Origin of the sequence: Citrobacter sp. Cf087 (assembly GCF_030334285.1) — a bacterium.
Lineage (GTDB): Bacteria > Pseudomonadota > Gammaproteobacteria > Enterobacterales > Enterobacteriaceae > Citrobacter > Citrobacter freundii.
In genome coordinates this window covers 906,495-918,300 of sequence record NZ_JAOWED010000031.1, presented here as the reverse complement: position 1 = coordinate 918,300, position 11,806 = coordinate 906,495, and the positions used below count along the sequence as shown (strand labels likewise).

12 protein-coding genes are annotated in these 11,806 nt (G+C 48.6%); 8 read left to right on the top strand and 4 right to left on the bottom strand.

The window, feature by feature from the left end:
* Positions 1–48 precede the first annotated feature (48 nt).
* The 3 genes from OGV57_RS21155 to OGV57_RS21145 all read left to right on the top strand — a co-directional run bounded on the left by OGV57_RS21155 (position 49) and on the right by OGV57_RS21145 (position 3,788).
* Positions 49–1,485, top strand: coding sequence for a glycoside hydrolase family 32 protein (locus OGV57_RS21155; RefSeq protein ID WP_054528440.1), 1,437 nt, complete (start codon positions 49–51; stop codon positions 1,483–1,485).
* Positions 1,486–1,515: 30 nt separating this feature from the next.
* Positions 1,516–2,463, top strand: coding sequence for a PfkB family carbohydrate kinase (locus OGV57_RS21150; RefSeq protein WP_003844025.1), 948 nt, complete (start codon positions 1,516–1,518; stop codon positions 2,461–2,463).
* A gap of 65 nt (positions 2,464–2,528) precedes the next feature.
* The gene (locus OGV57_RS21145) at positions 2,529–3,788 is read left to right on the top strand and encodes an MFS transporter (protein ID WP_016150363.1); all 1,260 of its coding nucleotides are present in this window, start codon (positions 2,529–2,531) and stop codon (positions 3,786–3,788) included.
* 78 nt (positions 3,789–3,866) lie between these two features.
* On the opposite strand, the gene OGV57_RS21140 is transcribed toward OGV57_RS21145, so the two are convergent.
* The 4 genes from OGV57_RS21140 to ycgZ form a co-directional block, all read right to left on the bottom strand.
* On the bottom strand, positions 3,867–4,418 hold the full coding sequence (locus OGV57_RS21140; RefSeq protein WP_032935433.1) for a LuxR C-terminal-related transcriptional regulator: 552 nt from the start codon (positions 4,416–4,418) through the stop codon (positions 3,867–3,869).
* A 132-nt stretch (positions 4,419–4,550) separates the two neighbouring features.
* The gene (locus OGV57_RS21135; RefSeq protein WP_003020849.1) at positions 4,551–4,817 is read right to left on the bottom strand and encodes a biofilm development regulator YmgB/AriR family protein; all 267 of its coding nucleotides are present in this window, start codon (positions 4,815–4,817) and stop codon (positions 4,551–4,553) included.
* Positions 4,818–4,851: 34 nt separating this feature from the next.
* Complete coding sequence (locus OGV57_RS21130) at positions 4,852–5,124, bottom strand: hypothetical protein (protein WP_003844030.1); 273 nt, start codon at positions 5,122–5,124, stop codon at positions 4,852–4,854.
* A gap of 41 nt (positions 5,125–5,165) precedes the next feature.
* Positions 5,166–5,402 (bottom strand): regulatory protein YcgZ, encoded by a 237-nt coding sequence (gene ycgZ, locus OGV57_RS21125; RefSeq protein WP_003020856.1) that lies wholly within the window; start codon positions 5,400–5,402, stop codon positions 5,166–5,168.
* 317 nt (positions 5,403–5,719) lie between these two features.
* On the opposite strand from ycgZ, the gene OGV57_RS21120 reads away from it, so the two are divergent.
* The 5 genes from OGV57_RS21120 to OGV57_RS21100 all read left to right on the top strand — a co-directional run bounded on the left by OGV57_RS21120 (position 5,720) and on the right by OGV57_RS21100 (position 11,802).
* A complete protein-coding gene (locus OGV57_RS21120) occupies positions 5,720–6,949 on the top strand; it encodes a diguanylate phosphodiesterase (protein WP_286531654.1) in 1,230 nt (409 codons plus the stop codon).
* Positions 6,950–7,152: 203 nt separating this feature from the next.
* Positions 7,153–7,884 carry a MerR family transcriptional regulator gene (locus tag OGV57_RS21115; protein WP_003020862.1) on the top strand — a complete coding sequence of 244 codons (732 nt, stop codon included), beginning with the start codon at positions 7,153–7,155 and terminating at the stop codon, positions 7,882–7,884.
* Between the two features lie 309 nt (positions 7,885–8,193).
* A complete protein-coding gene (locus tag OGV57_RS21110; RefSeq protein ID WP_003020867.1) occupies positions 8,194–8,724 on the top strand; it encodes a Csu type fimbrial protein in 531 nt (176 codons plus the stop codon).
* A 14-nt stretch (positions 8,725–8,738) separates the two neighbouring features.
* Positions 8,739–9,461 (top strand): fimbrial biogenesis chaperone, encoded by a 723-nt coding sequence (locus OGV57_RS21105; protein ID WP_003020869.1) that lies wholly within the window; start codon positions 8,739–8,741, stop codon positions 9,459–9,461.
* A gap of 55 nt (positions 9,462–9,516) precedes the next feature.
* Positions 9,517–11,802, top strand: a complete 2,286-nt coding sequence (locus OGV57_RS21100; protein ID WP_054528442.1) for a fimbria/pilus outer membrane usher protein — start codon at positions 9,517–9,519, stop codon at positions 11,800–11,802.
* Positions 11,803–11,806 lie beyond the last annotated feature (4 nt).

The window sequence follows — 11,806 nt, the reverse complement described above, 5'->3', positions numbered from 1 at the left end:
AGAATGTTAACGTTATCTTTTGCTCAATTCACTTACAGGGACCAGCAAATGACGTCACTACTTTCCAAAGCCAACGAAGCCTTAAGCCAGCAGAAAGACCTTGTAAACCCGCGCTGGTATCCACGCTATCACCTCGCCCCTCCGGCGGGCTGGATGAATGACCCTAACGGCCTGTCCTGGTTTGATGGTTACTACCATGCGTTCTATCAGCACTATCCGCGGCAGCCGGTCTGGGGACCAATGCACTGGGGTCATGCGCGCAGCCGCGATATGGTGAACTGGGAGCACTTACCCATCGCACTGGCACCAGAAGGGCCGGAAGATAAAGACGGCTGTTTTTCCGGTTCAGCGGTGGTTGACGGCAATAAACTGGCCCTGATCTACACCGGGCACAAATTCGACGGCGAAGCGAAAGAGGAAAACCTGTATCAGGTACAGTGCCTGGCTACCAGCACCGACGGGATTCACTTTGAACGCCAAGGCATGATTCTGAATACCCCGCGAGGCGTACACCATTTTCGCGATCCGAAAGTCTGGCAAGAGGGAGACAGCTGGTACATGGTGGTGGGTGCCCGGGTCGACGACGTCGGTGAAGTACAGCTCTATCGCTCGCAGGATCTGCAGCACTGGCAGTTTGCCAGTACGCTCGCCCAGGCCTATGACGGTATGGGCTACATGTGGGAGTGCCCGGACCTCTTCCCACTGAACGATAAGCTCGTCTTAATGTTCTCGCCGCAGGGCATCGCCGCGGACGGATACGATTACCGTAACCTGTTCCAGAGCGGCTATATGGTCGGCGAATGGCAGGATAACCATCAGTTCCACGTTACCCACCCCTTCCAGGAGATGGATCACGGGCATGATTTTTACGCCCCTCAGTCATTTATCACTCCGGACGGTCGCCGCGTGGTGATCGGTTGGCTATCCATGTGGGAGTCGCCGATGCCAGAACAGGCCGACGGCTGGGCGGGCATGCTTACTCTTCCCCGGGAAGTGACGCTCGATGCAGATCTGCGGCTGCGCATGAACCCGGTCAAAGAGCTGGAGACATTACGCGGTCAGCTTCATGTCTGGCCGGTCAGTGACCTGAACAATCGCACCCTGATGATAGAAGAACAGGCGCATGCTCTCGAAGTCGAACTGAGCCTCGATATCGCCCGCAGCCATGCTGAACAGTATGGCATCGCGCTGGGTGACGGGCTACGCGTCTTCGTCGATACCCAGGCACAGCGTCTGGTGCTGGAACGCCGCTATCCGCAACACGGCCTGTCGGGCTGCCGTAGCGTACCGCTGCCCGCCAATGATGTGCTGGACCTACGTCTATTTATCGATAGTTCGTCGGTAGAAGTCTTTGTTAATCACGGCGAGTACACCCTTAGCAGTCGTATTTATCCTGAACCGGACGATCGCCAACTGACCTTATTTAGCCAGAACGGACATGCCATTTTTAATAACGGGCATGCCTGGCCGCTCGTCGCCAATTAACCACCCGTCTCATTGCTTTGGGGAAAAATAATGACAATCTGGACGCTCGGAGATGCCGTGGTGGATTTGCTACCGCGCGACAATATGCAGTTTGAAGCCTGTGCGGGAGGCGCGCCCTTCAATGTGGCCATCGGCGTCGCCCGCCTCGGCCATGACAGCGGCTTTATCGGCCGTGTGGGCAATGACACTTTTGGCCGCTTTCTGCATCAGACGCTGGTAACAGCGCAGGTGGATACAGGAAGTCTGGAGTTTGATGCACAACAGCACACCAGTACCGTACTGGTTTCACTGGCTCCCAACGGTGAGCGGCAGTTTGAGTTTTTAGTTAATCCGTCTGCCGATCAATTTCTCAGCCCGGCGAGTCTGCCCGACTTTGGTGCCGATATTCTGCACTTCTGCTCGCTGGCGCTGGTTGCCCCTGAGTGCCGCGCCACCCTCACCCAGGCAATGGCCGCATTGCGACAGGCCGGCGGTACGCTGAGCTTTGACATTAATCTGCGTCCGCAGATGTGGAGCAACGAGATGCAGATGTTTGACCTTGTCAGCGAGTTTGCCCGGCAGAGCGACATTCTGAAGATGTCGGAAGAAGAGCTGCTATGGCTAACACAAACTGACTGTCTTAGTAGCGCCTGCGAACGCCTGGCTGATTTTCCCGCACGCCTGAAAATCATCACCCGCGGCGCCGATGGCGCAATCGCTTTCTGGCAAAACCATAGGCTGACTTTAAGCGGCTATCACGTCGACAGCATCGATACCACCGGCGCCGGTGATGCCTTTATGGCCGGGCTGCTGGCGGCACTCGCCGGAGAAGGCTGGCCCACATCGACGTCAACGCTACTTCCGCTTATCGAGCAGGCCAGCGCTTGTGGTGCTCTGGCGACCACCCGGCGTGGCGCGCTAAGCGCGTTTCCCGACAGCCAACACCTGAGCAGCTTTATTCAGTCGCAACCGTCGCTACGGAGAACGATTACCTCGTAATAAAGCGCACTCGTTACGTCGTATCAGAAAGACCTTACAATGACCTGATCTGGATTGGAAAAATCATGAAGATAAATATGCCGTTCAGTAATGATAAATATCGATACTCATCCGGGTATCTGCTCTTTTTCTTTGCCGCCTGGTCGTTGTGGTGGTCTTTTTATGCAATATGGCTAAAAAATAAACTTGGCCTGTCCGGAACGGAGCTGGGAATGCTGTATGCCGTAAACCAGTTTTTCAGCATGCTGTTTATGCTGGGCTACGGTTTTCTGCAGGATAAGCTCGGTACCCGCAAACCCCTTATCTGGATGATGGGGACTGTCATCACGCTCAGCGGTCCGTTCCTGATTTATGTTTATGAACCGCTGCTGGTCTCCAACTTCAAGCTTGGCATGGTGCTAGGCGCCATTTTCTTTGGCCTTGGCTATCTCGCCGGTTGCGGTCTGGTGGAAAGCTTCGTCGAGAAAGTGAGCCGTAAATTCAACTTTGAATTCGGCACTGCTCGTTTCTGGGGATCGCTTGGCTACGCCGCAGGGACTTTTGTTGGCGGTATCTTCTTCAGCATCAACCCACACATTAACTTCTGGTGCGTGTCGGTCATGGGGGTGTTATTCCTGGTGATTAACGTGGTGTTCAAAACCGACGCACCGGCCCCGGCATCCACGGATACACGTTCGCCCGAGCCAGACGCGCTGACCCGAAAGGATTTTCTCACCATCTTTAAAGATTCGCAGTTCTGGTTTTTCGTTATCTTTGTCGTCGGCACCTGGTCGTTCTATAGCATCTACGATCAGCAGATGTTCCCGGTGTTTTACGCCAGCTTATTTGACGATCCCGAACTGGCACCACGCGTATACGGCTACCTCAACTCGGTACAAGTCTTTATGGAGGCCGTCGGTATGGCGCTGGTTCCGTTCCTGATTAACCGCATCGGGCCTAAATCCGCATTGCTGCTGGGTGGAACAATCATGACCTGTCGAATCCTGGGGTCAGCACTGTTCACCGATATATATATTATCTCTTTGATTAAAATGCTCCATGCGCTGGAGGTCCCACTGTTTGTTATTTCAGTGTTTAAATTCAGCGTAGCGAATTTTGATAAGCGCCTGTCGTCAACGATATATCTTATTGGCTTCAATATCGCCAGTTCCATTGGCATCATCGTGCTGTCACTGCCTGTCGGTAAGTTGTTTGATAAAGTGGGCTATCAGGAAATCTTCCTGATTATGGCGAGCATCGTGGTAATAACACTAATATTTGGCTACTTCTCGCTGAGTAAAAAGCATCATCAGCAGAAGGGTATCAATGAACTGGTGACTGAGTAGCGAAGTTTTATTAATATCGCGACAGGGCCATTAGCCCTGTCGTACCCCCTCAACAGTAAGTTCGAACTGTCGATTTACTCAGGCATGTTCCAGCCAGTTGCGGAATATTTGCGCTCGCAGTATTCCCTGAAAATCAATCAGCCCAGAACAACCAAGCTTCTTGATCAGATTCTGCCGGGCCTGGTAAATCGTTTTTAAGTGTAGATTTAACAATGCGGATATCTCAAAAATAGTTCGACCTTCTCCTAACTGCGTTAAAATATATTTATCTCTCGCGGTTAATGAGATATTTGAATCAGATTGATTCTCGTGATTACCACCAGCACGAGTAATATCAATAATAAATTGTTTGATTGAGGCAACTCCGATATCTACTGGTAGTCTGTAAAGCGAAACATCATTAAGATACTGATACAAATGACCATCAATCAGCAATACCAGACGATGCGTTTTCAGATTGTAATTTTGCTTTTTTACCGCCTCAAAGTGATTCGCGGTAAAGAATACAAGTCGCGCATTGTCATCTTCAAAAATGATATCTGCAAGAATATTCATTAACCCTTGCCTGACAAAAATATCATCAATCCATAACTCTGCGTTTAGAGTATGTTCCTGAACGATGTTCATCATTATGGCCTCAATGAAAAATCATAATTGATTTAGAGGGGTGCTATGTATAGTCTTAATTCAAAAAATGCTTAGCATAAGGGCTTTCAGCATATAACAAGGGTACTGTACATATTTTGTTAATATGAAGACTTATTAAACGTCGTCAGCTGTGTAGCGCAACACTATTTCCAGGGTTTTTCTGATAACATCTGCCTGGACAACGTCAACAGTTGACTCCAGAGAACCAATCAGGCTTAAAATGATGTTTTTATTATTAACATTATCACCTGCCAGAATTACATTTGTTACCGCCTGCCCCAATACCACAGACTCATCTGCTAATAGCTCACCTGCATTATGGAAGTAACTTGATAAAGCTTTATCCGTCATTACGTTGTGGACATTAATTTCATGGAGCATGGTAACCTCGCTTGTATAGTCTGGAAGATTATCTTTAATGTAATTTAGGGTTTTTGCTGGCACTGAATGCACTCTCATCTCTGGTTTTATCCGGTTTTCTGCTTATTTTCTCCGGATTAATGTTTGTAAAATCATTGATAACGCTGTCAATTAATTGCTTGCGTGTGCCATCTATTTCACTGGCCTGCATAAGTCGCAATTGCTTAATCACTGCAGCTAACGAAACGTCTCTATGCATTCGCAGAATTTCTAGCACAGCCAAACCTGTAATTTCATGTTTCAAGCGTTCACTATCAGTTTTCTTCATAACGCCTTCACTACTTACCCCTATCATATAAGGGGTTTATTTTATTCAAAGAGCAGACCAATTAACGCATTGTAATGTTTTTGTTCTTTCTCCCCTGATGCTTTTTCAAGACGACACAAAAGCTTAGTGCAAAGTGATTTGCGGTTCAGATTACGTCCATCTTTGAGTATCTCAGTGACGATTTCTCCCAATGTTTCCTGTTGAGTTGGCAGATGCGCCTTTGCAAAGTAACGAGAAATCGCGCTTGCAGTATCAGTGCGAACGTTATGCTGCTGCATGTCATGCTCCTGTATCAAAATGCTGGTGAATATTAAGTTTTATAACAGTAGCAAAGTTGTACCAAAAATGTGTACAACAAGATTAATTTGTTTTTACCAAAATGTGCTAAATGATATAAATCAATTAGTTATAGTTGTATCGATTGATATAAACATTAGGATCACTGTACAAACCACGTCGTAACATGGCTAAATTTCATCTTAATCAGACCGTTCAATTGTGAAATTAAAGTTAGAATAATGTATTAAAATCAGGACATAACCTGGGTTGTCTGATACTGTCATATATCTTCCTCTCCCTTATTCCCGGACTGTCCATGCTCACGACCATTATTTACCGCAGCCATCTACGTGATGACGCCCCCCTCAAAGCGCTTGAGGATATGGTGACAGCCGCAAATATCAAAAACAGGCGATCTGATGTTACGGGAATCTTACTCTTTAACGGTCACCACTTTTTCCAACTGCTTGAAGGCCCTGAGGAGCAGGTAAAAGAGATTTATTGTTGTATTTGTAACGATCCACGGCACCACAATATCGTTGAGCTGATGTGTGATTACGCTCCTGCGAGAAGATTCGGAAAAGTGGGAATGGAGTTATTTGATCTACAAAAACATGAACGCAATGACGTTCTGCAAGCTGTGCTGAATAAGGGAACATCAAAATTTCAGCTCACCTATGATGACAGGGCGTTACAGTTTTTCCGCACATTTGTCCTTGCGACGGAAAAATCGAGCTATTTTGAAATACCAGCGCCAGATTGCTGGAGTTTTATTGCCGACAACTCTTGTACTCTCCTGGATGAAAACACACTCCCATCCGATATCGATTTCAGCTTTGCTTTTCAACCAATTATCGATCCTATGTCGCAACGCGTCATTGCTCTGGAAGCACTTATTCGTGGTAGAGACGGTGAAACGCCCGCAACTTATTTTGACAACTTAAATCCTGAGGAACTGTATACCGCGGATCTGCAGAGCAAAAAGACTGCTTTTGCAATGGCAAGCGCGCTGGGACTTAACGACAAAATGCTGTCAGTCAATCTGCTCCCCATGACCCTGGTAAACAAACCCAATGCAGTCAGCTTTCTTATAAACGAAATCGCTGCGCACGGGCTAGTGCCTGAACAAATCATTGTAGAGTTTACCGAAAGTGAAGTTATTTCTCGCTTTGATACGTTCGCGCAGGCCGTGAAGTCACTCAAGGCTGCGGGGATCTGTGTGGCGATAGACCATTTTGGGGCAGGTTTTGCCGGGCTTCAGCTTCTGTCTCGTTTTCAACCCGACCGAATTAAGATAAGCCGCGAGCTGATCACGAATGTGCATAAAAGTGGACCGCGGCAGGCTATCATTCAGGCAATTATCAAATGCTGCGCCTCACTGGAAATTATGATTTCCGCAGTCGGCGTTGAAAAACCCGAAGAGTGGATGTGGCTTGAATCCGCGGGCATTGAAATCTTCCAGGGTAACCTTTTTGCACAAGCCCGCCTGAATGGTATTCCATCTGTTGCATGGCCAGAGAAAAATGATTTCTCAGCGTCAAAATAACTAACGCATTGTTATAAATCAACAATCACCACAACCGCCCTCATGCTGAACATAAAAAAACAGCATTTACTCCTTGCATGATAGTAAAGTAAATCTTAATTTTGCTAGAATCTTATATATGTTTTGTACAATTTGATGAATGTTGTACAAAGTAGCAGGAACCGAATATCGGTGACGGAGAATCAGGAGTGTCCGGGGGAACTATGGCTTATTACAGCATTGGGGATGTCGCAGAACGTTGCGGGATAAATCCTGTCACCCTTCGGGCATGGCAACGACGTTACGGTTTACTCAAACCTCAACGCAGTGAAGGTGGCCACCGACTCTTTGATGAAGAAGATATTCAGCGTATTGAAGAAATAAAACGTTGGATTAGCAATGGCATACCTGTTGGCAAAGTTAAGGCGTTGCTGGAAACCAGTACCCGTCAAGCTGACGACGACTGGAATCAATTACAAGAAGAGATGATGAGCATTCTTCGCATGGCGCATCCACCGAAGCTGCGAGCCAAAATTACCGCACTCGGTCGGGTTCACCCCGTAGATGCGCTGATTGATCACGTTTATCTTCCCGTACGTCAACGGCTGATACTTGACCATAATACATCCCGCATAATGAACAGCATGCTTGATGGCGCATTGATTGAATATGTTGCAACACTGCTGTCTGAAACGCGGCGCAAGTCAGGAAAGGATGCTCTCCTGATGGCCTGGGATGTTGAAGACAGAACCCGTCTGTGGCTCGAAGCCTGGCGTTTATCGCAATCTGGTTGGCATATTGCCGTTCTGGCTGAACCCATTGAATCGCCAAGACCTGAACTTTTCCCTGGGCAAACGCTTTTTGTCTGGACCGGTATCGCGCCAACCCGCAGACAAAATGAACTGCTACAACACTGGAATGAGCAAGGTTATAAGGTCATTTTCCACAGCCCGTAGCCATTACGTAATACGTGTAAGATAAATCATACAACTCTCATTTTTTGGGTGGTTATTTTGAGTACCATCCAAGGAATATGTTGCCCCCTATTCTCCTGACTTAACACCCGCTATAGCATAAAAATAAAACAACATACTCACCCGTTGGTATTATTTTTTTGTCGACGACATCACCTTTTTCCTAAGTAAAATTCATTAGATCAACTGGCGTACACCTAATACTTATTCTAGGGTTAAATTATGTCTTCTTGTGCCACATTATTGTTTTTCTAAAGTAATAAATGTGGTTATTTGAAAAAGGTAAAGGATATGGCTCTAGTCTTAGACAAACGCTTAATTCTTTGTTGCTGCGCCTTTTCCATTATCTCTGTGGCAAATGCAGCAACCGTTAACGGAACATTTCAGGTGCTGATGACGATTCAAAAGGCCTGTACCGTGACTGCGGGTTCGGCTTCAAATATCACACTTGGTCCGGTGAATACCACGGCGACAAATACCAGTGCAAGCAACACTATTTCAATTAATTGCTCAAAAACCACGCCCTATTTTATCGGCCTGGCGCCGTCGGCTGCCAATGGAGGGACGACGACGGGCTCGGGCGCTATGTCCTCTGTGGCTAACGCTGCCACCAATACCGATAAAGTGCCCTATCAGCTAAATCGCACGTCAGCAACAGGTCCGGTATGGGGAAATACCGCCACCGACACCGCACCTGGGAATGGCGTAGCAGCGACAGGGACCGGTCTGGTGCAAACTTTTACTGTTTATGCCACCGCACCGAGCGCCAACTTCACTCCTGACGACTATGCCGACACGGTAACGGTTAACGTTAACTACTAACTTCAGGAAGCTAAATGAGAGTAAAACTGCCTGTTAAGCAGTGTGCCTGCGCATGCCTGCTAGGGATGGTTGCGAGCGCCAACCTTGCCACCGCCAGTGGGCTGCAAATAGCCCCGGTCACGTTAACGTTGCAAGCGACGCAAAATGCCGATGGTATCTGGCTGAGTAACGCAGGTGAAAATGTGCTCAATGCCCAGGTTCGGGTTTTTCGCTGGAGTCAAAGTGCTTATGACAACAAACTTTCCCCCTCTCAGGGGCTGGTGATAAGCCCGCCGATGTTGGCATTAGCCCCTGGAGAACGTCAGTTGATTCGAGTTATTCGCACAAGCCCTCCCTCGGCACATGCCGAAGACGCTTATCGTTTGTCGATAGATGAGTTACCGCCTGCAAAAGTTGAAAAAAATAAGCTTCAGTTTGTGCTGCATTATTCCGTTCCCGTTTTCATTCAGCCAACATCAGCGGCACAAACGCAGGCAAAACTGCAATGGAAATTACAACAACTGGATGGCAAAAAATTTATTGAAGTCAGTAATCAGGGAAATGGGCATGCACAGTTATCTGCTGCAACATTTATAAGCCCTGACGGTACTAAAAAAGTCATTACACCCGGACTATTAGGCTACGTTTTACCAGGCTCAACAATGCGCTGGATAGTCTCCCCGTCGGCCAGTAATAACCATTATGGCGGGAAAATTGAAGTCACAATCAATGGCCAAAAAACAGTACAAGATCTGTAACAGATTCTGGCTTCTGGTGAAATATTGCTTTCTCAATGGAGTATTAATATCGGGAATGGTTTGCGCACAAACGCTGAATAATAACCAGAGTGAGAATGGTGTTATTAATAGTACCTCACAAATTACGGGAGTCGATTTGTATCTCGATGTCACCTTAAATGGGAATCCCGTTGGGCTGGTACATTTTGGCTACGATAATGGAAAGCTTTATGCGGGAGCTAATACCCTGAGTAAAATGGGCTTTCGCTTTGCTCCAGACGCCACTAACGCCGTCTGCCTGAACGATATCCCCCAGCTAACCATTGACTACAACGTTCAGTTGCAAACGCTCTCGCTTACTGCGCCACTCAGTTCACTCGATCTTGCGACCACGCAGCTTAACTCGCCCACCGAAACCGCGCCAACGGCGACAACATCACGCGGGGCGCTGCTCAATTATGATATCTATACCCAGCAGGGGGATGAGAGCGCAATCAATACCTTCAGTGAACTTCGCGCCTTCAATGCTGCCGGCGTTCTCAGCACCACCCAGTTGACGCAGTACTCCACCGAGGAATACGCCGATAACAGCTTTGAGCGCCTTGATACCAGCTGGCGTACCTCATTTCCTGATACGATGTTGGCGTTAACCGTTGGCGATACCCTGACAAGTTCACTCATCTGGTCCCGACCTACGCGTATTGGCGGCATTCAGATAGGCACCGATTTTGGTTTACAGCCCTATATGCCAACCACCCCGCTCCCTGCATATCTGGGATCCGCGACGTTGCCATCAAACGTTGAGCTGTACGTGGACGGCGTCAGGTACTACAACGGAGAAGTCCCCGCAGGTAGTTTTCAGATCAACACCATGCCTAACATCAGCGGCGCGGGAACGGGTCAGGTGATGATGACAGACGCGCTGGGCAGAACGAGCGTACAAAATTTCTCGTTCTACAACGATCAACAACTCCTGCGGGAAGGATTAACCGCCTGGTCGGCAGAATTGGGCACGGTACGCGAAAATTATGGTTATTCCTCTTTTGACTATGCCAGCACACCGGTATTGAGCGCTACGTGGCGTCGTGGGTTTAGCAATACATTCACCGCCGGGACTCACGCGGAAACCAGCGATGGACTGATTAATGCAGGCTTCAGTAACGACTGGATCCCGGGAACCCGCAGCGGCACATTTTCGACCTCCCTTGCCGCAAGTAGCGATTCAGGGCAGAACGGATTTCTGTATAGTTTTGGTTATCGTTGGTCCGGCGAACGGTTTAATTTCAGTACCAGTACCACGGCAACTTCTGGCGATTACCGCGATGTCGCCACCCATTATGGTGAGCCGCCCCCAACGCTTAACAGCAACACGGTCATTGGCTATTCGCTGGAATCTGCCGGAAATGTCAGCCTGAGTTACCTGCAGTTTCGTTATCCACACGAAAATGCGGTGCGCTACGCCAACGCCAGCTGGTTCAAATCCGTTACAGACAACATCTCACTGAATGCCGGACTCAACCAGAACATTGACGATAACCGCGATCGCAGTCTCTATCTGATGGTAACGATTACCACTGATAACAATCTGAGCGCCAGCAGCACGCTACAACGCACCAACGATGAAACCGGCTATCAGCTCAACGCCAGCAAGACGCCGCCTGCCGACGGCGGTTGGGGCTGGAATCTGGCCGCCAGTCAGCAGGCTTCCCGGCAAAGTGGCCAAGGAGAAGTAGGATATCTGGGGCGTTATGGCAAAGCGTACGCGGGATTCAGTCGTTTACCGGATAACCATTACGGCTATGCAGGCGCAACCGGATCGCTGGTGACCATGGGAGGCGGCCTGTTTGCAGCAAGAGAAATCAACAATGGTTTTGCCGTCGTCTCAACTGACGGCGTGCCTGATGTTCCAGTCAAATTGCAAAATAACCTGATTGGTCGCAGCGATGACCAGGGACTACTGCTGGTCACGCCGCTCAACAGTTATCAAAAAAACCTGATCAGCATTGACCCGATGGATCTCCCCACCAATATGCGGATCGCACGCGTTGAGACGAATGCCACGCCTGCCGATCGTTCCGGTACTTTGGTTAGTTTTGGCATCACCCCTGTACGTGCTGCGCAGGTTATCCTCGTCGACAATCAGGGTAAGCCAATTCCTGAAGGCAGCATGGCTTACGCTATCAATGGAAAAGGACAATCGTCTGTCGTTGGTTTTGATGGGATGACCTGGTTCGACACCCTGGAGCAGCACAACACGCTGCGCGTTGAGACGGACACCGGTAGTTGTCGCGTGCAATTTGACTATCCCGTGTCAGCAAAGGGGATTATGCAAATAGGCCCACTGGTTTGTCGCCCACACTAACAGG